This is a genomic window from Amycolatopsis sp. WQ 127309 (genome assembly GCF_023023025.1).
Taxonomy (GTDB): Bacteria; Actinomycetota; Actinomycetes; order Mycobacteriales; family Pseudonocardiaceae; genus Amycolatopsis.
Map to the genome: position 1 here is coordinate 10,288,924 of NZ_CP095481.1, position 20,795 is coordinate 10,309,718.

The 20,795-nt window shown below is 71.9% G+C and carries 21 protein-coding genes; 12 read left to right on the forward strand and 9 right to left on the reverse strand.

What is annotated here, in order from left to right:
• Positions 1–5: 5 nt before the first annotated feature.
• The 4 genes from MUY22_RS45315 to MUY22_RS45330 form a co-directional block, all read right to left on the reverse strand.
• The gene (locus tag MUY22_RS45315) at positions 6–632 is read right to left on the reverse strand and encodes a hypothetical protein (RefSeq protein WP_247054102.1); all 627 of its coding nucleotides are present in this window, start codon (positions 630–632) and stop codon (positions 6–8) included.
• Positions 633–653: 21 nt separating this feature from the next.
• On the reverse strand, positions 654–1,619 hold the full coding sequence (locus MUY22_RS45320; protein WP_247054104.1) for a hypothetical protein: 966 nt from the start codon (positions 1,617–1,619) through the stop codon (positions 654–656).
• A gap of 221 nt (positions 1,620–1,840) precedes the next feature.
• Positions 1,841–1,996 carry a hypothetical protein gene (locus MUY22_RS45325; protein WP_247054106.1) on the reverse strand — a complete coding sequence of 52 codons (156 nt, stop codon included), beginning with the start codon at positions 1,994–1,996 and terminating at the stop codon, positions 1,841–1,843.
• A 103-nt stretch (positions 1,997–2,099) separates the two neighbouring features.
• Entirely contained in the window at positions 2,100–2,807 is a 708-nt protein-coding gene (locus MUY22_RS45330) for a Crp/Fnr family transcriptional regulator (RefSeq protein WP_247054108.1), read from the reverse strand.
• 77 nt (positions 2,808–2,884) lie between these two features.
• On the opposite strand from MUY22_RS45330, the gene rnhA reads away from it, so the two are divergent.
• The 4 genes from rnhA to MUY22_RS45350 all read left to right on the forward strand — a co-directional run bounded on the left by rnhA (position 2,885) and on the right by MUY22_RS45350 (position 8,380).
• On the forward strand, positions 2,885–3,364 hold the full coding sequence (gene rnhA / locus MUY22_RS45335) for a ribonuclease HI (protein WP_247054110.1): 480 nt from the start codon (positions 2,885–2,887) through the stop codon (positions 3,362–3,364).
• A gap of 51 nt (positions 3,365–3,415) precedes the next feature.
• Positions 3,416–3,796: a YchJ family protein gene (locus MUY22_RS45340; protein WP_247054112.1), complete on the forward strand. Its 381-nt coding sequence runs from the start codon at positions 3,416–3,418 to the stop codon at positions 3,794–3,796.
• Between the two features lie 134 nt (positions 3,797–3,930).
• Positions 3,931–5,163, forward strand: coding sequence for a hypothetical protein (locus tag MUY22_RS45345; protein WP_247054114.1), 1,233 nt, complete (start codon positions 3,931–3,933; stop codon positions 5,161–5,163).
• A 124-nt stretch (positions 5,164–5,287) separates the two neighbouring features.
• Entirely contained in the window at positions 5,288–8,380 is a 3,093-nt protein-coding gene (locus tag MUY22_RS45350; protein WP_247054116.1) for a carbohydrate-binding protein, read from the forward strand.
• Between the two features lie 52 nt (positions 8,381–8,432).
• Here MUY22_RS45350 and MUY22_RS45355 read toward each other — a convergent pair whose 3' ends face one another.
• Positions 8,433–9,830: a carboxylesterase/lipase family protein gene (locus tag MUY22_RS45355; protein WP_371827545.1), complete on the reverse strand. Its 1,398-nt coding sequence runs from the start codon at positions 9,828–9,830 to the stop codon at positions 8,433–8,435.
• A 28-nt stretch (positions 9,831–9,858) separates the two neighbouring features.
• Between MUY22_RS45355 and MUY22_RS45360 the strand changes: the two genes are divergently transcribed.
• Positions 9,859–10,047 (forward strand): hypothetical protein, encoded by a 189-nt coding sequence (locus tag MUY22_RS45360; RefSeq protein WP_247054117.1) that lies wholly within the window; start codon positions 9,859–9,861, stop codon positions 10,045–10,047.
• Here the strand turns inward: MUY22_RS45360 and MUY22_RS45365 are convergent.
• Positions 10,044–11,621 (reverse strand): beta-N-acetylhexosaminidase, encoded by a 1,578-nt coding sequence (locus MUY22_RS45365; protein ID WP_247054119.1) that lies wholly within the window; start codon positions 11,619–11,621, stop codon positions 10,044–10,046. The genes MUY22_RS45360 and MUY22_RS45365 overlap by 4 nt on opposite strands.
• 127 nt (positions 11,622–11,748) lie before the next feature.
• Here MUY22_RS45365 and MUY22_RS45370 point away from each other — a divergent pair, with 127 nt between their 5' ends.
• Positions 11,749–13,644: a Na+/H+ antiporter gene (locus MUY22_RS45370; protein ID WP_247054122.1), complete on the forward strand. Its 1,896-nt coding sequence runs from the start codon at positions 11,749–11,751 to the stop codon at positions 13,642–13,644.
• A gap of 10 nt (positions 13,645–13,654) precedes the next feature.
• Positions 13,655–14,341 carry a histidine phosphatase family protein gene (locus MUY22_RS45375; RefSeq protein WP_247054124.1) on the forward strand — a complete coding sequence of 229 codons (687 nt, stop codon included), beginning with the start codon at positions 13,655–13,657 and terminating at the stop codon, positions 14,339–14,341.
• On the opposite strand, the gene MUY22_RS45380 is transcribed toward MUY22_RS45375, so the two are convergent.
• Both MUY22_RS45380 and MUY22_RS45385 read right to left on the reverse strand, forming a co-directional pair.
• Entirely contained in the window at positions 14,325–15,068 is a 744-nt protein-coding gene (locus MUY22_RS45380; RefSeq protein WP_247064430.1) for an ABC transporter permease, read from the reverse strand. The genes MUY22_RS45375 and MUY22_RS45380 overlap by 17 nt on opposite strands.
• Positions 15,069–15,085: 17 nt before the next feature.
• Entirely contained in the window at positions 15,086–15,568 is a 483-nt protein-coding gene (locus MUY22_RS45385; protein WP_247054126.1) for an MmpS family transport accessory protein, read from the reverse strand.
• Between the two features lie 190 nt (positions 15,569–15,758).
• Between MUY22_RS45385 and MUY22_RS45390 the strand changes: the two genes are divergently transcribed.
• A complete protein-coding gene (locus MUY22_RS45390; protein ID WP_247054128.1) occupies positions 15,759–16,190 on the forward strand; it encodes a nuclear transport factor 2 family protein in 432 nt (143 codons plus the stop codon).
• A gap of 327 nt (positions 16,191–16,517) precedes the next feature.
• Here the strand turns inward: MUY22_RS45390 and MUY22_RS45395 are convergent, their stop codons facing one another.
• Positions 16,518–16,940, reverse strand: coding sequence for an NUDIX domain-containing protein (locus MUY22_RS45395; protein ID WP_247054130.1), 423 nt, complete (start codon positions 16,938–16,940; stop codon positions 16,518–16,520).
• Positions 16,941–16,949: 9 nt separating this feature from the next.
• On the opposite strand from MUY22_RS45395, the gene MUY22_RS45400 reads away from it, so the two are divergent.
• From MUY22_RS45400 to MUY22_RS45415, 4 genes are all read left to right on the forward strand, one after another.
• On the forward strand, positions 16,950–17,663 hold the full coding sequence (locus MUY22_RS45400; RefSeq protein ID WP_247054132.1) for a helix-turn-helix domain-containing protein: 714 nt from the start codon (positions 16,950–16,952) through the stop codon (positions 17,661–17,663).
• Between the two features lie 104 nt (positions 17,664–17,767).
• Entirely contained in the window at positions 17,768–18,745 is a 978-nt protein-coding gene (locus tag MUY22_RS45405; RefSeq protein ID WP_247054134.1) for a LacI family DNA-binding transcriptional regulator, read from the forward strand.
• Between the two features lie 752 nt (positions 18,746–19,497).
• The gene (locus MUY22_RS45410) at positions 19,498–20,079 is read left to right on the forward strand and encodes a DNA-binding protein (RefSeq protein WP_247054136.1); all 582 of its coding nucleotides are present in this window, start codon (positions 19,498–19,500) and stop codon (positions 20,077–20,079) included.
• Positions 20,080–20,130: 51 nt separating this feature from the next.
• Positions 20,131–20,787, forward strand: coding sequence for an RES family NAD+ phosphorylase (locus MUY22_RS45415; RefSeq protein WP_247054138.1), 657 nt, complete (start codon positions 20,131–20,133; stop codon positions 20,785–20,787).
• Positions 20,788–20,795: the final 8 nt, after the last annotated feature.

Consider the following 20,795-nt stretch of genomic DNA (forward strand, 5'->3'; position numbering starts at 1 on the left):
GTCGGCTACAAAGGAGGCAACCCGTCCCTCGCCCCGCTATTCCGCGTCCCAGCATCCGGACGGGCGTGCAGCCAGCCGATCTCGCGGCCGCCGCCGGCCGGGACGACGACCCGCCGGAACACCGCCGGGTCCAGGTCGTGCTCGCCCTCACCGGCGATCTCGTCGTAGAGCCGGTCGGACACGATCAGCACCTGGTCCTCCTCCGGAGCCGCGGTCATCGCCGCCTTCAGCTCGGCCGAGTCGCACAGCCAGGACGACAACGCGACCGCGGCGCCGCCGAAGTGGGGCGGGCGCAGCACGACGTCGCCGTGGGCGACCGCCAGCCGCAGGCGCAGCCGGCCGAACTCGTTGAGGTGGCGGTTGCGGCGGCCCAGCGCCTCGGCCACCAGCTCGACCAGCCCGGTCGCGACCCACCGCGGCGGCACCGCCGGCGGGATGACCAGCGTCGTGTTGTCCCCTTCCGGGCGCCGGTACCAGCTCGGGGTGCGGTAGGGCACCGGGACGCGCTCGAACACCTCGTCCAGCACCGCGTCGAGGGTGACGGCGAGGTGCACCGAACGCGCGGTGCGGCCGCGGCTCGGGGCGACGATCCCGATCCGGACGACGGTCGCGGCCAGCGGGACGGTGCGCACGGCCTCCTCATTCCTCCCGGCTCAGTCGCCCCGGGGGTCGAACGACCACTGCAGGCCGTAGCTCAGCCCCTGGTGCAGCTCGTGGAACTCCAGCCCCACCTCGCCGACCCGGTTGACGGTCAGCGCGTCCCCCGAGTCGACGCCGTCGTCGACCACCCGCCCCGGCACGCCGTTGAGCCGCCACACCCGGGCCGGCGGATCGGCGCGGTCGAAGCGGACGCGGACCGAGAACTCCTCGCAGCGGCGCAACGGGGTGAGGGCGTAGTACGGCCGCAACGACGTCCGCTGCGGCGTGAACCGGATGCCGTACTCGTGGCGCTGGCCCAGCCGCAACGGGCTGGGCAGCCGCATGACGAACTGCGCGTGACTCGCCGAAACCTGCTTGGCCTCGACGATCTCGCCGCCGAAGAGCACGTCGGCGGTGATGTCGGGCACCGGGTCGGTGCCGGGCACGGCCGGCACGCTGAACGACAGGACCAGCTCGTCGAGCTCGTCGACCTCCGCGACGATCCGGCGTTCCTCCTGCAGGTCCGGGAGATCGCGGTCGAAGCGGAGCATCACCTTCATCGACTCGACGTACCAGCCGGCCAGCGGATGCAGGTCCCGGCCCTGGCTGGGTTCGCCGAGCAGCTCGTCGAGCCGGCGGAAGGCGAGGTCGATGCGCCGGCGCGCGGTGCGCGGGTCCCGGTCGAGCATGCCGGCCAGCCACGAGATCCGCCGGTCCAGGAACTCCCCGGCCGCTTCCTCGTGCAGGCCGAGCGCCGCCAGCGCGGCCAGCCGCAGGTCCGCGGGCAGCCGGCCGCAGAGCTCGGTGAGCCGCAGGACGAGCTTGTGCCGCGCGGCGGCGGGCGAGTCGGCCTCGGCGATCCGGCACGCTTCGCGCAGGCACGGCCCGATCCGCTGGTGCAGATCGGTGGCGTCCAGACCGCGGCCGCGGCGCAGTTCGTTCAGCTCGCGCACGAACGGGAAGGAGTTCTCCGCCGTCACCCGGCCCTCCTCCTCGCTGCGGCAAAGAGAGTCGCAGAACGGCTCGTCACCTTACCAGCGGCAGTTCCGCGCCGGCATGACAAATAGCGGACAGTTGTGTGCGGGCGAATAGCCCGGCCGGTCGACCCCCCACGAGCCGGCCGGCCGGGCCGCACCGCGGGTGCGTCAGTTCGCGCCGAAGATCAGCGCCCAGATCGAGTGGCTCTCCATCACACACCTCCTCATCGCTGCACCCAGGACGAGGCGGGGATCGGTGCCGCCGGTTCCGCCGCGGTTCCGGAGGCCACCAGCAAACCCGCGACGACGCCGGCGGCGAACGCGGCGGAAACGGATTTCACCAGGGTCCGGATTTTGCAGTAGACGTTCACGACAAGCACTCCCCCGAGCCTCGCTCAAAAACGGAATCCGGCCGGTGGCATCTCTTTCTTTTCCGGCCGATCCCAGAATCGCGCGAGGCGGGCGGTTCTCAGAGGCCCGTTGTCACGGGCGTTGTGTGCCGTTTGGCTCAGAACTGGCGAACGCCCGCAGCACCCGCGGCTGGCGGATCAGGATCCGGCGCCGGCCGGTCTCGACGATCCCGCGCTCGCGCAGCACGCGCAGGGCCCGCGCGACCGTCCGGCGCGCGGCGCCGATCTGGGCGGCGATGTCTTCCTGCGACAGTGAAGCCTCGATGACGATGCCTTCGGGCACCCTACGGCCGTGCTCGTCGGCGAGCCGCACCAGGACGACCGCGACGCGGCGGCTCACGTCGAAGACGGCCGAGTCGACCCGCGCCGACTCGGCGTAGCGCAGGCGCGCCGCGACGGTCTTGATCGTCGCGATGGCGATTTCGGGCCGGACGTGCAGCACGTCGACGAACTCGGCGCCGGTCAGCTGGAAGACCGTGCACGGCTCGATCGCGCGCACCGACGCCGTCCGGGGCCGGCCGGTGACCGCGGCGAGATCGCCCAGGACCTCGCCGGGTCCACGCAGCCCGAAGAGCACCTCACGGCCGTCCTCGACGATCTTCGAGACCCGCACCCAGCCGGAGACCAGCACATGCACGTGGTCGGACGGGTCACCCTCCATGAGCACGACGTCGTTGGCGCGGAACCGGCGGCGGGTCCCCCGGGCGAGCAGGTACTCGCGATCGGCGTCGGCGAGGTAGGCCAGGAGCGCCCCCTCGGCCTGGTCGTCGTGCCCTGTCATGGCTCCCCTCCGGATCTCCACCGTAACCCGGCGTGGTGGCCCGGGGCGAGGGCAAGACGACCGGTAGGGTCGCCGCCGTGGCAGGCGAGGACGGACAGGCCGTGGAGATCTACACCGACGGCGCGTGCAGCGGAAACCCGGGACCCGGCGGCTGGGGCGCGGTGCTGACGTACGGGCGGCACGAGCGCGAGCTGTACGGCGGCGAAGCCACCCCGACGACGAACAACCGCATGGAGCTGACGGCGCCGATCCGCGCGCTGGAGAGCCTGAAGCGGCCGTCGCAGGTCCGCGTGTTCACCGACAGCACGTACGTGCGCAACGGCATCACGCAGTGGCTCCCGAGGTGGAAGAGCAACGGCTGGAAGACGGCGGCGCGCGAGCCGGTCAAGAACGCGGACCTGTGGCAGCGCCTGGACGAAGCGGTCCGCGAGCACGAGGTGGAGTGGCTCTGGGTGAAGGGCCACGCGGGCCTGCCGGGCAACGAGCGCGCGGACCGCCTCGCGGTGCGCGGCGCCCAGGAGGCGCGGGAGAGCGGCAAGCCGGTCAACGCGGACTAGTCCACAAAGGACGGCTGCTGCCCGCTCGGTGCGCCGTGGCACAATTCCCGGATGTCTCCCGCTTCCTGCCCGTGCGGCCTCACCGGGTCCTACGCCGCCTGCTGTGGCCGGTTCCACGACGGTGGCCTGGCGGCGCCGACCGCCGAGCTGCTGATGCGGTCGCGGTTCAGCGCCTTCGCCGTCGGGGACGCCGGTTACCTGCTGCGCACCTGGCACCCGGACACCCGGCCGCGGAAGCTGGCGCTCGACGCCGGCCAGCAGTGGACGCGGCTGGAGATCCTCGCCCGCACCGGCGGCGGCCTGCTGCACAACGAGGGCACCGTCGAGTTCCGCGCGCACTACCGCCACCGCGGCCGCGACGGCTTCCTGGAGGAGAACAGCCGCTTCCGCCGCGACGACGGCCACTGGGTCTACCTCGACGCGGAAGCCTGACGCCGAGCGTCGCGCACGCTGGGCGACGCGCCCGGCCGGCTGCAGCAAGCCACGGACGCCGAGCGGACCGGATCGACGGCAGTCGCCGAAACCCGTCCCGCGCAGCACCCCCGTCGTGCTAAAACAGTGCGGCGATGGGAAAACTGACGCGCCGCGCGCGGGCGAAGGCGGACTACTTCGGCTTCATCGGCGCCCGGGAGTGGCCGCTCGCCGCGTCCGGGCTCGGGGTGCTGCTCGGCGTGGTCACCATTCTGCCCAGTGCCGTCGGCGTCGTGCTGTCGGTCGTCGCACTCGCGCTCGGCGTCGCCACCTTCACCCGGGACGTCCGGCTGCTGCGCCGCCGCTGGGCCGGGTTCGAGTTCACCGCGATCGCCGCGCCCTTCCCCACCGGTGACCTGCCGCCGCCCGCCGCTTACCCGCCGTCCGAGTACCTCGCCGTGCCCGCGCGCGGGACCGCGCTGGTCAGCGCCGCGATCGACCGGGACCTCTGGGCGGGGCAGCACACGATCACCGTCGCCGAGGAGCCCTACCGGCTGCCGCCCGCGCTGAAGGCGACCGCGCCGCACGTGCTTCCGCTGCGCGCCCGGGGGCGGTTGCTCTTCAACGGCCCGGTCGTCGGCATGCACGGCGATCCGCTGCCCGCCGCCGGCTCTCGGCCCGCGCCGATCCGGCTGCACCGCGCGCGGTTCTTCGACGCCGTCTGCTCGAACGAACTCGGCACGCTGCGCATCACCCGCGGCGAGACCGGCGAGGAGTACGACCTGCGCAAGGCCGAGCTCACCGACTCGGCCGGCGTGCTGCGGACGTTGAGCAGCAGCGCGCTGACGGACCTGGTCGGCGTCTCCACGGTCGCCTTCACCACCGACGGCAAGCTCGTCACCGTCCGGCAGTCGTCGCTCAACGCCGCGAGCGGGCTGCTGCTGGCGCCCTCGGGCAGCGGCTCGCTCGAACCCCGCGACCTGCGGACGCCGGCCGGCGAACCCCGGCCGCTGCTGCACGACGCCGTCCGTGCGGGCATGGAACGCGAACTGTGCGAAGAAAGCGGGCTCAAGCCCGAAGACGTCCGCGAGACCCGGCTGGTCGGCTTCGCGCGCTGGATGGAGCGCGGGGCGAAGCCCGAGTTCTTCGGGCTGACGGAGCTGGACGTCGACAGCGCGGACGTCGCCGGACGCCGGCCGGTCAGCGGCGAGCGGCTCTACAGCGCCGGGTCGACGCTCTTCGACGTCGATCTCGCGGCGGTCGGCGCCGCACTGGCCGCCGGTGTTCCGCTGAGCGAGGCACTACCGCGGCGGATCTGGGAAGACGGCTCGCTGCCGCTCCTGCTGGCCCTGCGCGCGGCGGCCGCGTGGCACGCGGCGCGGGGCTGACCAACCGGACGAACACCCCTGTTCCCGGAGTGACCGGACCGCTACTATCGTCCGCAATTGTTAGGAAAGTTCCCTAACGATGGTCACCGTCCCTCGCCGCCGTGGTGCCTAGGAGGCGCAGCTAGTGAGTCATCGGCAAAGAACAACCTTACGGCTGCTGGCGGCGGTCACGCTGGCCGTCGCGCTGGGCGGGGCGGCCGTTCCGGCGGCCGGCGGGCAGGTGGCGGCGAAAGCCACCGTCGCCGCGGCCGGCCCGGCCACCGCGGTCCCCGGTTTCCTGATCCAGACCTCGGCCCAGGTCGGCGACGACTCGGCGGTGTCGAAGCCCGGCTTCAACACCGCCGGCTGGTACCCGGTCGGCCCGCGCTCGACGGTCTACGCCGGGCTGCTGGCCAACGGCAAGTACGCCGACCCGTTCTACTCGACGAACATGAAGAACGTGCCGGCCGCGGACTTCAAGGTCCCGTGGTGGTACCGGACCGACCTCACCGTCACCGACACCACCCAGCGCACCTACCTCGACTTCAGCGGCGTGCTGTCGAAGGCCGACGTCTGGGTCAACGGGACGAAGATCGCGGACAAGGCGCAGGTCAACGGCGCCTACACGCGGCAGGACCTGGACATCACCGCGCAGGTGAAGGCCGGCACGAACAGCGTCGCGTTCAAGGTCTACCCGAACGACCCGGACAAGGACCTGTCGATGGGCTGGATCGACTGGGCGCAGACCCCGCCGGACCAGAACATGGGCATCGTGCGCGACGTCCTGGTCCGCCGCAGCGGGCCGGTCGCGCTGCGCGGCGGCCACGTCGTGACGAAGCTGACCGGCACGACGCACGCCGACCTCACGGTGAAGGCCGACGTCCGCAACGACTCGGCGGCCGCGGTCTCGGCGACGGTGTCCGGCACGGTCGCCGGCAAGGCGATCAGCCAGGCGGTTTCCCTGGCGGCCAAGGAGAAGAAGACCGTCACCTTCCCGGCCGTCGGGATCGACAACCCGCAGGTGTGGTGGCCGGCCGGGATGGGCGGGCAGCCGCTCTACGACCTCGGCCTCAGCGCGAACGTCGGCGGCACGGCGTCGGACACCTCCCACGAGAGCTTCGGCGTGCGCGAGGTGAAGTCGACGGTCAACTCCGCCGGCGGCCGGGCGTACACGATCAACGGGCGCCCGCTGCTGATCAAGGGCGGCGGCTACTCGCCGGACCTGTTCCTGCGCTGGAACGCGCAGTACGCGGCGGACAAGCTGGCCTACGTCAAGGACCTCGGGCTCAACACCGTGCGCCTGGAAGGGCACATCGAACCGGACGAGTTCTTCGACCTCGCCGACCGGATGGGCGTGCTGACGCTGCCCGGCTGGGAGTGCTGCGACAAGTGGGAGGGCCAGGTCAACGGCAGCGAGAAGGGTGACCCCTGGACCGCCGCCGACTACCCGATCGCCAAGGCGTCGATGACCGCGGAGGCCGAGCGGCTGCGCGATCACCCGAGCGTCATCTCGTTCCTGATCGGCAGCGACTTCGCCCCCGACGCGACGATCGAGAAGAACTACCTCGACGCGCTGAAGGCCGCGGACTGGGCCACCCCGATCGTCCCGGCCGCGTCGGCGAAGTCGTCGCCGCAGCTCGGCGCGTCCGGCATGAAGATGAACGGGCCGTACGACTACGTCCCGCCGAACTACTGGTACGACAAGGCGCACACCGACCTCGGCGGGGCGTTCGGCTTCAACTCCGAAACCAGCGCCGGGCCGGACATCCCGACGATGGACACGCTCAAGCGGATGATGTCGCCGACTGAGCTGGACACGTTGTGGAAGAGCCCGTCGACCGCGCAGTACCACCGGTCGTCGTCCTCGACGTTCGCCAACCTGAAGCTCTACGGCGATGCGCTGACCGGCCGCTACGGCAAGCCGGCGAGCCTGGACGACTTCGTCCGCAAGGCGCAGCTGGCGCAGTACGAGAACGTCCGCGCCGAGTTCGAGTCGCACTCGCGCAACTTCAGCGACAGCTCGAACCCGTCGACCGGGATCATCTACTGGATGCTCAACAGCGGCTGGACGTCGCTGCACTGGCAGCTGTTCGACGCCTACCTCGACCAGAACGGCTCGTACTTCGGGGCCAAGAAGGCGAACGAACCGTTGCACATCCAGTACTCCTACGACAACAAGTCCGTCGTGGTGGTCAACCACAACCACGACGCGGCGTCGAACCTGACCGCGTCGGTCAAGCTGTACAACCTCGACGGGACGGAGAAGTTCACCCAGTCCAAGACCGGTCTCTCGGTCGGCGGTGACGGCGCCAAGACCACCGCGCTGACCATCCCCGCGGTGAGCGGCCTGTCGACGACGTACCTGGCGAAGCTCGTCCTGACCGACCCGGCGGGCAAGGAGGTCAGCCGCAACGTCTACTGGCTGTCCACCAAGGCCGACACGCTCGACTGGGACAACAGCGACTGGTACTACACGCCGACGACGTCGTACGCCGACCTGACCGGGCTGAACGGCCTGGGCCAGGTCGCGGTCGACACCACCGCGAACTCGGCGGCGAACTCCGACGGCACCACGACCACCAAGGTGACGCTGAAGAACAGCTCCACCGGCAAGCTGCCGGCGTTCTTCGTCGACGCGCACGTCCTCGGCGCGGCGGGCGCACCGGTGCTGCCGGTGACGTGGACCGACAACCAGGTCAGCCTCTGGCCCGGCGAGTCGGCGACGCTCACCGCGACGTACCGGACCGCGGACCTCAAGGGCGCGACGCCGTCCGTGCGGGTCGCGGGCTGGAACACCGGCACGAAGACGGTGCCCGCGAACGGCACCACCGATCCGGGCACCCCCGGCACCCCCGGCACCCCGGCCGACTACCAGGCCGAGGACGCCACGATCACCAGCGGTGTCGCGGAGTCGAACCACGCCGGGTTCACCGGCAGCGGGTTCGTCAACTACGACAACGCGACCGGCAGCGCGGTGGAGTTCTCCGTCGACGCGGCGGCCGCCGGCCCCGCCGACGTCGTCCTGCGGTACGCCAACGGCACCACGGTGAACCGCCCGATGGACGTCTCGGTGAACGGCACGAAGGTGGCGTCCGCGCTGGCCTTCGGCGGCACCGGGAACTGGGACACCTGGCAGACGGTCACGGTCCACGTGACGCTGACCGCCGGGCCGAACAAGATCAAGACGACCGCGACGACCGCCAACGGCGGCCCGAACGTCGACAAGATCACCGTCTAGCCCAAGTCCGTGAATGCCACATTGAGAGACCTAGTGTCCCTCAATGTGGCATTCACGGACTAAAGGTGTCCCAGAGCAGGCGCTGGGCGCGGTCCGGGTCGGGGACCGTGGTGGTGACGTCGTCGAAGAGGCGCGTGATGCGCTCGGACGGCGTGTAGCGCGGCCAGCCTGGGTCGCCCGTGGTGATGAAGCGGACCCAGGCGCTCGACATCTCCGTTGCCAGCGCCTGTAAGCGCTCGGCGGGGCGTGGGCGGCCGGCGAAGAGGAAGCGCCAGTTCTTGTTGCCGATGTCGTCGAACACCAACGGCAGGTCCAGGCCGTGCGGCGCGCCCAGGCCGCGGCCGCGGGGCGCGATCCGCCAGTCGAGGCGGTACATCCAGGCGTCGCGCTGCTTCTCGGCGAACCGGATCGCCGGGATCCACCAGTCTCCCGCCGTCAGCGCCCGGTTACGGACCTGCTCGTCCGGCCAGTCGAGCAGCTCGGCGTACGCCGCGACGGCCTTGTCGATCTCCGCGGGCCCCAGCATCGTCGAGCCGGCGCCGAGGAGCTTCGCGCCGCCCGACTGCAGCCAGCTGAAGAGGTCTTCCTCGTCGGCCGTCGTCCCGATGAGCAGCGGGACTTCGCGGACGCCGTCGAGCGGACGCGAAGGCAGCAGGTCGCCGTCGACGACCACGCGGTAAGTGACCTTGGTGCCCGACGCGGCCGAAACCCGTTGCTGCGCCTGGAGAATCCGCGTCATCGGCAACGTCGCCAGCTCCGCAGCCGAGACGTCCAGCTCCTTGAGGACCGCCGACGCGATCGCCGCGCCCTCGGCCGGGGTGTGCACCACCGCGCCGACGCCGGTGCCGCTCTGCACGATCGCCTGGTGGACCAGGCCGCGCGTGGCGGGCACGGCCAGCAGCGTCCCGACCGTGCGGCCGCCGTTGGACTGCCCGGCCAGCGTGACCCGCGCCGGGTCGCCGCCGAACGCGGAGACGTTGCCGCGCACCCATTCCAGCGCGGCCACCTGGTCGCGCAGCGAGAGGTTCGCGTCGGCGACGCCGGGCAGGTGCAGCATGCCGAGGACGCCGAGCCGGTAGGCGACGGTCACGACGACCACCCCGCGCCGGGCCAGCGCCGACCCGTCGAACTGGTGCGGCGCGCCCATCACGCCGCCACCGCCGTGGATCCACACCAGCACCGGGTACGGGCCGGGCGCCTCCGGCGCGTAGACGTTGACGTAGAGGCAGTCCTCGTCGCCGGTGAAGCCCCGCCCGGTCAGCTCGGGCTGGGGCGCCCGCGGGGCCCACCGGGTCGCGTCGCGGACGCCGGACCAGGGCGGCGCCGGCCGCGGCGCGCGGAACCGCAGCGCCCCCACCGGCGGCTCGGCGTACGGCACGCCGAGGAAGGTCCTGACCCCGTCCCGCGCGGAGCCGCGCACCGCGCCGCCCGCGATCTCTGCCATCGTCACGAAGCCAGCCTAGGCGGACAATGCCCGCGTGGTGATCCGCGTCCTGCCGGTCGTCCTGCTCCTCGCCCTCACCGCGTTCGGCGCGGCCGCGGTCGTGACGGGCATCGCGGAACAGCACGCCGCCGACACCGCGTACCTCGCCGACTTCTCGCGGCCCGGCGCCGAGTGCGGCGCGGCGGCCTTGCCCGGAGAACTCGACCTGTACCGTCGCGGCTAGGAACCGGCCGGCCAGGGCACCTGCGGGGACTTGTAGTACTTGAGCCCCAGCAGTTTCCAGAGCGGTCCCTGGGCGGCGAGCCGCTTCGAGAACGCCGTCCAGTCGTGCGTGCTCGGCGGCGACCAGCCGAGCTCGGCGATCGCCGCGAGCCGCGGGAAGGCCAGGTACTCGACGTCCGCGCTCGTCGTGACCGTCTCCGTCCACAGTGGAGCTTCGACGCCCGAGACGGCGGACTCGGCGACGCCCGACAGGTACGCGCCGGGGTTCCAGTCGTAGGCCTTCTTGACCTCGACCAGCCCGGCCCAGTCCTGCCCGATCGGCGAGCTCGACGTGTACTTCATGTCGAGGTAGGCGTGGTTGGCCGGCGACAGCACGAGCTTCGTCCCGTTCCTGGCCGCCGTCGCCACTGCGCTGTTGCTCGTGGTGGTGTCCCAGAACTGCGCGACGGTGCCGGCCGCCGGGGTCGCGTTGACGACGTCGTGCCAGGCCAGCGCGCTCTTGCCGTGTGACGCCGTGATCTGCTGGACGCGGTTCATGAACGTCTTGTAGTCCGCCGGTTTCGTCGACTGCGCCTCGTCCCCGCCGATGTGCAGGTACTTCCCCGGCGTCAGGGCCGCCAGCTGGCCGATGACGGCGTCGAGGAACGTGTACGTGATCTCCTTCGACGTGCACAGCGAGCTGAACCCGACGTCGGTGCCGGTGTAGAGCGGGCGCGCCTTGCCGTCGCAGTTCAGCTCGGCGTAGGAGGCCAGCGCGGCGTTCGTGTGGCCCGGCATGTCGATCTCCGGGACGACCGTGATGTACCGCGCCTGCGCGTAGGCGACGATCGCGGCGTAGTCGGCCTGCGTGTAGTAGCCGCCCGGCCCGCCGCCGGTCTGGGTGCTGCCGCCGTAGGTCGCCAGCCGTTCCCAGCCGTTGATCACGATCCGCCAGCCCTGGTCGTCGGCCAGGTGCAGGTGCAGGGTGTTCACCTTGTACCGGGCGAGCTGGTCGACGTACCGCTCGACCTGCGCGACGGTGAAGAAGTGCCGGGCGACGTCGAGCATCGCGCCGCGGTAGCCGAACCGCGGCTGGTCGGTGATCCGGCCGCCGGCCAGCACCCACGGCCCCGCCGCCGTGGTGCTGCCCTGGGCGGCGGGCGGGAGCAGCTGCAGCAGCGTCTGGGCGCCGGCGAACAGGCCCGCGGCCTGCCGGGCCCGCACGACCACGCCCGACGCCGTGACGTCGAGCTGGTAGCCCTGGTCACCGACCGAATCCGGCGCGCCCGAGAGCAGCAGCCGGACGCCGTCGGTGCCCGACGGCGGCGTGTGCACCGGGACCGCGTAGCCGGTCGACCGGCGCAGGGTCGTCGCGAGCTGGTCCCCGATCGCGGCGACGTCGGCGGAGATCGCGACGCCGGAGCCGAGGGTGTACGTCACCCCGCTCGCCGGGACAGTGCTCGCGGGCGCCGGGACGACGCTGGTGGACGGGACGGGCGCGGCCGAGGCGGTGACCACCCCGCCGGCCAGTGCCGCGGCCGTCAGCGCGGCCACCAGGCCGAGCCGCAGCAGACGTCGTGTTCGCGAAACCGCCATCAAACCCTCCATGATCGGACGAAACGGATCAAGCAGGGCTTCAGGAGCCGGCGGCGTCCACTCGCTGAGCCAGGGAGGATTCAACCAGAACCGACCCGCGCGGCACACCGCCACGGCGGTCCGGGTGATGATTACCCCCGTGCACATCGCGGCAGAGATAGTGGCCCTGGTCGTGACCGTCCTCGTCGTCAGCGCGCTCGCGCGGCGGCTGGACTGGTCCGCGCCCCTGTGCCTGATCGTCGTCGGCGTCGGCGCGTCCTACGTGCCGGGCGTGCCCGAGTACCACCTGGACCCCGAGGTCGTGCTCCTCGGCCTGCTCCCGCCGCTGCTGTACTCGGCGGCCATCCAGACGTCCCTGGTGGACTTCCGGAAGAACCGCGGCGCGATCGGGCTGATGTCGGTCGGGCTGGTCGTGTTCACCGCCTTCGGCGTCGGGCTGGTCGCCTGGGCCGTGGTCCCCGACCTGCCGCTGGCCGGCGCGATCGCGCTCGGGGCGATCGTCGCACCGCCGGACGCGGTCGCCGCCAGCGTCGTCGCCCGCCGCGTCGGCATGCCCCGCAAGCTGATCCGGCTGCTGGAGGGCGAGAGCCTGTTCAACGACGCGGCCGCGCTGGTCGCGCTGCGCACGGCCATCGCCGCGCTGGCCGGCTCGGTCAGCATCTGGCAGGTCGGCGCCGACTTCCTGCGCGCGGCCATCGGCGGGATCGTGGTCGGGCTGGTCATCGGGTTCGTGGCCGCCTTCATCCGCGCGCGGATGAACGAAGCGGTGCTCGACACCGCGCTGTCGTTCGCGGTGCCGTTCATCGCCTACATCCCGGCCGAGGCGATCCACGGGTCCGGTGTGCTCGCGGTGGTCGTCGCCGGGCTGATCCTGGGGCACAAGGCCCCGAAGATCCTCTCCGGCCCGGCGCGGCTGGCCAGCAGGCTGAACTGGCAGACCATCGCGTTCCTGCTGGAGAACATGGTCTTCCTGCTGATCGGCCTGCAGCTGCGGCGGATCCTGTCCGAAGTCAGCGAAACCGGGTTGTCGCTGGGGTTGCTGACCTGGATATGCGTCGCGGTGCTCGGCGCGACGATCGCCACGCGGATGCTGTGGATGCTCGGGATCGGCACCGTGAAACGGCTGGAACGGCGGCTCGTGCCGAAGCGGCCGAAGGCGAAGATCTGGCCGTGGCGCTACTCCGCGGTGATCTCCTGGGCGGGGATGCGCGGGGTGGTCACGCTCGCCGCCGCGTTCGTGCTGCCCGCCGACACCCCGCAGCGGGCCGTGCTGGTGCTCGCCGCGTTCGTCGTCGTGGCCGGCACGCTCGCCGTGCAGGGCATGACGCTGCCGCCGCTGATCCGGCGGCTGCGCCTGCCGCGGCCGGACCCGGCGGAGGACGCGCTGCAGGAGGCGTCGGTGCTGCACGACATGACGACCGCGGCGCTGACGAAGCTCGAGGAGATCCAGCAGCCGGACGACCCGCCCGAGATCATCCAGCGCATCCGCGACCGGCTGCAGAACCGGTCCGACTCGGCGTGGGAGCGGCTCGGCCGGCAGAGCGTGCTGGCCGAGACGCCCAGCGACGCCTACCGCCGGCTGCGGATCCAGCTCCTCGAGGTCGAACGCGACCAGTTCCTGAAGGCCCGCGACGCCGGCAGCGCCGACGACGACGTCCTGCGGAAGGTCCTGGAGCGCCTCGACATCGAGGAGTCCATGCTCGACCGCGCCGAGGAGGAACCCGAGGTCGAGGGCCGCGAGCTGCGCACCCCGGCCGCGACGGCCGGCTCGTGCAAGCACCTGGCCCACGAGTGGGTCGACAAGGACCCCAGCTCGCCGGACACCTGCGCGGCCTGCGTCGAGGAGGGGACGACCTGGGTGCACCTGCGGATGTGCCTCAAGTGCGGCAACGTCGCGTGCTGCGACTCCTCGCCGCGCCGCCACGCGACCCGCCACTTCCACGAGAGCCGGCACCCGGTGATGCGCAGCTTCGAGCCGGGCGAGACGTGGCGATGGTGTTTCGTGGACAAACAGCTCGGCTAGGGTCGGGGCCATGAGCACGCCCGAGCAGGAGATCGAGTACCGGCAGCACCGGTTCACCCCGCCGTCCGGCGCCACCGAGATCTTCCTGATCCGGCACGGCGAATCCGCGCCGGCCCGGGCCAGCGCCCCGTTCGACCTGGTCGACGGCCAGGCCGACCCGGACCTCGCGCCGGAGGGCCGCGACCACGCCCGGCGCGTCGGCGACCGGTTGGCCGGTGAGCGCATCGACGCCATCTACGTGACGACGCTGCGCCGCACGGTGCAGACCGCCGCGCCGCTGGCCGAGAAGCTGGGGATCACCCCGGTCGTCGAGCCGGAGCTGCGCGAGATCCACCTCGGCGACTGGGAGAACGGTCTCTTCCGGAAGCACACGACCGACGGCCACCCGATCGTCGACCGGCTGTGGGCCGAGCAGCGCTGGGACGTCATCCCCGGCGCGGAGTCCGACGAGGCGTTCGGCGCCCGGCTGCGCGACGCGCTCACCCGCATCGCCGCCGCCCACCCCGACCAGCGCGTCGCGGTCTTCACCCACGGCGGCGTGATCGGCGAGGTGTTCGCCCAGGCCGGTCGCTCGGTCGAGCGGTTCGCCTACCTCGGCGCGGACAACGGCTCGATCTCGCACCTGGTGCTGCACGGCGACAACTGGATCGTGCGGCGCTTCAACGACACCGCGCACCTCGCTAACCCGCTCGGCTGAGCTTCCCGGCCGCGACGCACTGCACGGTCACCAGGATCGCCACGGCCTCCGCGGCCAGCAGCCCGATGAGCACGAGCACCTGCGTCGTACCCGCCTGAATCGGGCCGGCGCCGCCGAGCAGGACACCGACGTAGGCGCCGGGCAGCGTCACCAGGCCGACTGTGCGGGTCTGGTCCAGGGCCGGGATCAACGCGTGGCCGGCGCTCGGACGGCAGATTTCGAGGGCGGCCGGGCGGGGCATGAAGCCGAGGGCGAGCGCGGCTTCGTACTCGCCGTGGCGGGCCTCGAGTTCATCGAGGGCCCGGCGGGCGGCCTGCGACGTCGCCGTCATCGCGCCGCCGATGACGATGCCGGCGATCGGCACGACGGCGATCGGCCGCAGCGGGACGACCCCGGCGCCGAGGACCAGCGCCAGCACGGGCGCGACGCCGGCCGCGATCGCGAGGGCCGTCCACGGGAGGTTCGCCCAGCCGCCGGCGCGGCGCGCGGACGTCGCCGCGGCGATGCCGAACATGAGCAGCACGAACAGGCCGGTCAGCGGGTTCGAGCGCAGGATCGCGGTGATCACCAGCGACACGAGGGCCAGCTGGGCGACCGCGCGGACGGCGGCGATCAGCACCGCCCGCCCCTGGCCCAGCTCACCCCAGCGGACGATGGCGGCCCCGGCCGCGGTGAGCAGGACCAGCACCGCCACCAGGGCGGGCCCGAAGGTGATCACACCGCCGATCCTGCCTTACGCGGCCTTCAGACGGCGCAGCTGAACTGGCGTCCCGGCGCGCTAACGGCCTTCTCGGCGAGCACGACGCCGTCGACGACGATCCGGCAGCGCAGCTCGCCGGGGCCGGGGTTCTGGGCGGCGATGCTGTAGAACTCGGTGCGGTCGGCCGGGCCGACGCGGGTGAAGGTGGTCGACCACGGCGTGGTGACCTCGGTCTGCTGGGCCAGCGTCGACCCCGCGGCCGAGTAGGTGACGTTGCGGGCGCCGTTCGCGCCGAGCAGCTCGTAGACGACGGAGTGGGTCACGGTGCGGACGGCGGCCGGCGCGACGGGGGCGGCGACGGGCTCGTCCCGCACCGGGCCGCCGCCGGACCGCGGCACCACGTACGACGTCACCACGAACGCCAGTGCGAGCACCCCGAGCACGACGACGACGTTGCCCGCGGGCCGGCAGCGGCCGCGGTCCCGCTCGTTGGGCGTCGCAGGTTGGGTCACGATGGGAACACTCATGGAGAGGTCTTCTCTCGTCGAGCGCACTTCCGTCGAGTACGTCGTCTACATCTCGCCGTGACCTAACTCCGCGTTAACGCCTGGTCGGCAAGAAGTCCAACTTTCACCCAATCGGGTGCGCCGCGGACCTCACATTTCCACGGGCTGCGTCGTCGTTATCAGTGAAGGTCCACAACCGAAGGGGACGACGATGACGACAACGGCACACGACGCGATCCGGCAGCAGGTCGGCAAGATCGTCGCCGGGATCCAAGCCAAGGATCTCGACGCGCTGAGACGGATCTACGCGGCGGACGTAGTGTCGTTCGACGTCGAGCCGCCGCTGCAGCACGTCGGGGTCGAGGCGAAGCTGAAGAACTGGGCGAGAGCGTTCACGTTGTTCGCGGAGGTGACGTACGAAGTACGCGACCTCACGCTCATCGTGGGTGAGGACGTGGCGTTCGGCCACTGCTTCGGCCGGCTCAGCGGCACCCTGGGTGACGGAACGGCGACGAACGGAATGTGGGTCCGGGCAACGTTCGGCTTCCGCAAGATCGAGGGCGACTGGCTGATAGTCCACGACCAGGCATCGGTGCCATTCGACCTGCCAAGCGGCCGCGGCGTCGTGGACCTGGAGCCGTGAGCGGCGTGGTCGATCCACCAGCCCGGCCCCGGGCAGGCATCCACAACACCCGGCGCGCGGGCGGACGCGCGAGACGACCGCAGCATTCGTCGACCTCCAGCCATAAGCCGCGTGATCAATCCACCAACCCAGCTCCGAGCAGGCATCCACAACACCGACGCCCCGCGGGCGCGCACGAGCGACCGCGGCATCGTGAATCTCGGGCCGCGAGCCGTGTGGTCAATCCACCAACCCAGCTCCCGCGAGCATCCACCACACCCGGCGCCCAGCCGGGCGAACACACGAAACGACCGCGGCACCCTCGATCTGCAGCCATGAGCCGCGTCGTCAATCCACCAGCCCGGCGTCAGCGAGCATCCGCAGCACCCGCTGACCGGCGGGCGGGCACACCGGCGCGTCCGCCGTGCTCAGCCAGGCCGCCTCCGCGATCTCCCGCGACGGCGCCGGCTCGCCCTCGTGCGCGGCCGTGTAGCAGGTCATCCGCACCAGGCGGCCGTCGGCGAACCCGTCGGCCTGCTCCTCCAGCGCGGCGAAGAACCGGAAGCTGAGCGGGTCGAGCGTGATCCCGAGCTCCTCGCGGATCTCGCGGCACAACCCCGCGACGTCGCCTTCGCCCGGCTCACGCTTGCCGCCCGGCAGGTAGAACTTCGTCTTCCCGGTGGTGCGGACCGACAACAGCCGCCGGTCGCGGACGTGGATCCAGGCCAGCGAGTCGATGGGCGGCGCGAAACTGTCGGACCCCGGGTGCATGATCGGAGTATGTACGAAGAGGTCGCGCCACCCCCGCCGCTGCGGGGCGTCGCCCGCTGCGTGTGGCGGTCGGCCGCCTCGGCGCCGAAGCGGATCGTGCCCGACGGCTGCCTGGACCTGGTCGTCGGCGCGAGCGGAGCGTTCGTCGCGGGCCCGGACACCCGGGCCTGGTCGTCGGTGACCGTGCCCGGCGAGGTCATGCACGGCGTCCGGTTCACCCCGGGCCGCGCGGCGGCGGTGCTCGGCGTGGCCGCCGACGAGCTGCGCGACCACCGCGTCCCCCTGCGCGAACTGTGGGGCCACGAGGGCGAGCTGCTGACCGAACAGCTGCTCTCGGGCGCCCTCTCCCCGGCGGCCGCGATCGCCACCCGGTTGCCGGACGCCCCACCGCCCGACCCCGCGGTGGCGGCACTGGTCGCCCGGCTGGACGCCGGAGCCACCCGGGTCACGGAAGCCGCCGGTCAGGTCGGCGTCGCCGAACGCCGGCTGCGGCGGCGCTTCGTCCAGGCGATCGGCTACGGGCCGGCCACCTACCTGCGGGTGAGCCGGTTCCAGCGCGCGGTCTCGCTGGCGATGCGGGCACCGGGGCTGGCCGCGCTGGCCGCCGCCGCGGGGTATGCCGACCAGGCCCACCTCAGCCGGGACGTCCGGGCCCTGACCGGACTGACCCCGCGCGCCTACTTCGCCGGGCGGTCCACAGTGGACGAGGTCCGTTCGGCGTAACGGCGCGGGGTGCCCGGCCCGGATCGGTGAGCGGACGGTGAACGACCACCGGGAGCGCTATCCTCCCCCTCGAAGTGTGACCAGGGCTTCGATCGGGAGGGCGTGTGGCCACCATCAGTGACGTCGCGGCGAGGGCCGGCGTCTCCACGGCGACCGTGTCGCGCGCGCTCAACGGCAAGTCCACAGTGGACCCGACGCTGGCCGCGCGGGTGCAGGAAGCCGCCACCGAGCTGGGGTATCACCCGAACGGGCTGGCCCGGAACCTGCGCCGTCAGGAGACGGCGGTGCTCGCGCTGATCATCTCCGACGTCGAGAACCCGTTCTTCACGGCGATCGCGCGCGGCGTCGAGGACCTCGCGCAGCGGTCCGGGTACTCGGTGGTGCTCTGCAACTCCGACGAGAACGAGGACAAGGAGCGGCGCTACATCGAGGTCGCGCTGCAGGAGCGGGTCGCCGGGGTGGTGCTGTCCCCCACCGGCCGGTCGACGAACGTCGAGGGCCTGCACCGCCAGGGCACGCCGCTGGTGGCGGTCGACCGGCCGCTGCCGGAAGCGGCGGGCGACCAGGTGCTGGTCGACACGCGCCACGCGGCGGCGGAGGCGACCCGGCACCTGCTGGCGGGCGGCTACGACCGCGTCGGCTGCCTGACCGGCCCCGCGGGCGTCCGCACGGCCGACGACCGCCTGGCGGGCTACGCCGACGTCGTCGGCGAGGAGAACGCCGTGTTCCGGCGGGCGGAGTACCGCGCGGAAGGCGCCCGCTTGGCGGCGCTGGAGCTGCTGGACGAGCCGTCCCCGCCGGACGCGCTCCTGGTCGCGAACAGCACGATGGCGATCGGAGTCCTGGAGGCGCTGTCGTCCCGCGGCCTGCGTTCGGGCCGGGACATCGGCATCGTCTCGTTCGACGACGCCCCGTGGACAACCCTGATCGACCCACCCCTGACGGTGGTCGCCCAACCGGCGTACGAGGTCGGCCGGGTAGCGGCACAGCTGCTGCTGGCCCGGATCTCGGACAGCACCCGCGACACGACGACGACCACGCTGGAAGCACGCTTGATCGAGCGGAAGAGCTCCCGCCGCTGACCCGCACCCGCAATACCGCCTCGCTCACCTGAGACCAGCTCCCGGCAGCGTAGGCGCGCGCATCCCAACGGGTCGGCTCACGCACCCAGCCAGTCGGCCCGCGCACCTGGAGAGTCGGCTCGCGCGCCTGAACGGTCGGCTTGCGCACCTGAACACCGGCACCGCACTCGGTGGGTCGGCTCCTGCACTCCAGGGCCGGTTCCCGGCAGAGCCGGCTCGCACGCCAGGAAGATCAGCTCGCGTACCCAGACCGTCGGTCGCACACCTGAAGGGTCGGCTCACGTACCTAGAGAGTCGGCCCACGTACCCAGCCGTCGGCTCGCGTACCTGGAACGTCGGGTCGCGTGCCTGGAGCGTCGGCTCACGTAGCCGAGGGCTCGAGGCGCGGGCGTTCGGCGTGAACCCGAGACTCAGCTGGACCGGGGACAGACGTGCCTGGGGGCGGCTCGTGCCAGGCCCCCAGGCACGCCCCACCCCCTGTGTCCCCCATGACCGGCGCCAACTCGCCGGATCCTGTGAGCACGGAGCGGAAATCGTTTACTCACACGGAACCTAAGTCGGCGGAGGCGAGGTGTCAAGCGAAAGGGCGACTGGACAACCTCGCCCGATGCGGGCAAACTTTGCGGAAGTTGCCTACTCAACGTGTTGGATGATGTGCGTAAAGTGTCGATCTCTGGTGAATTCGCCCACAGATAGGGCACGAACCCGCACGAACCCGCACAGCCGCGCTGTTTCGGGTTAACCTGAGCGGCATGTCTGTAGCGCTGGAGAACATCCTCGCCAAGGCGGGTCTGAAGGTCGACGCGAACGAGTTCCTCACGCTCGTCGAAGACGCCGCGCGCAGGCTTTCCCCACCTAATCCTGATCCCTCGCACTACTTCTCGGCCGATCAGCGCGCCGCGCTCACCGATGTCGGCCTGGATCTCTCGCCGCGGCGGGAAGAAGAACCGGACTTTCGGGCGCGCACCGTCGCCGCCCACGCCGTGCTCGCCGAAGGCGCCCTGAGTGTCAACGAAGCGGCCAAGACCCTCGGGGTCGACGACAGCCGCATCCGGCACCGTCTCAAGGAAGGCCGGTTGACCGGCTGGAAGGACAGCGGCTGGCGGCTCCCGGCGTGGCAGTTCGCCGGCTCGGGGGTGCTGCCCGGTCTCGAGGTCGTGCTCAAGGCCCTGCCCGAGGACCAGCCCGCGCTCGTCGTCGCCGCGTTCATGAGCACCCCCCAACCCGATCTGGTGATCAACGACCACCCGGCGACCCCGCGCCAGTGGCTCCTCTCGGGTGGTGACCCGGAGCACGTCGCGCGCCTCATCGCCACGCTCGGCTCGCCGTTCTAGGCTGGACCTCCCCGAGCAAGATCACCGACAAGGACGGACCACCCCCGACCCATGGCCCGGCTACCGCTGCCGCCCGCCCGATCCGTCCTGGTCCGGCAGCTGAATCGCGCCAGTGACGTGGTGACGGTCCAGCCCACGACCAGGCTGGTGCGGATCTTCACGGCGCACGGCAACCACCCCCAGCAGTGGAACTCGTTCCGCTACACCGGCCCGCTCCCGCACGGCCGGTTCGACCAGCAGTCGCCCGGCCGCGGCGGCGCGCCGGTCACCGACCCCGCCAACGGGGTGCTCTACTTCGGCCTCACCGTGCGCACGTCGATCGCCGAGGTCTACCAGACCAGCTCGACGGTCGACCGCCGCACCCGCGGCCCCCGGCTGGTCGTGGTCCGCCCGACCCGCACGCTGCGCCTGCTCGACCTGACCGGCCTGTGGCCGACGCGCGTCGGCGCGTCGCAGGAGATCTCCAGCGGGCCGAAGAAGCTGACGCAAGCCTGGGCGCGGGCGATCCGCGCGGCCTTCAGCGACCTCGACGGCCTCTGGTACCGCTCCTCGATGGACTCCGGCGACCCCGCGATCTGCCTGTGGGACCCGCCGGCGGGCGCGGCCCTGCCGATCGCGCCGGACGTCCTGCTGCCCCTCGACCACCCGGGCCTGGACGTCCCGCTCGGCCGCGTCTGCGAAGAGCTGAACTACACGCTCCTGAACTGAGCGCCGGG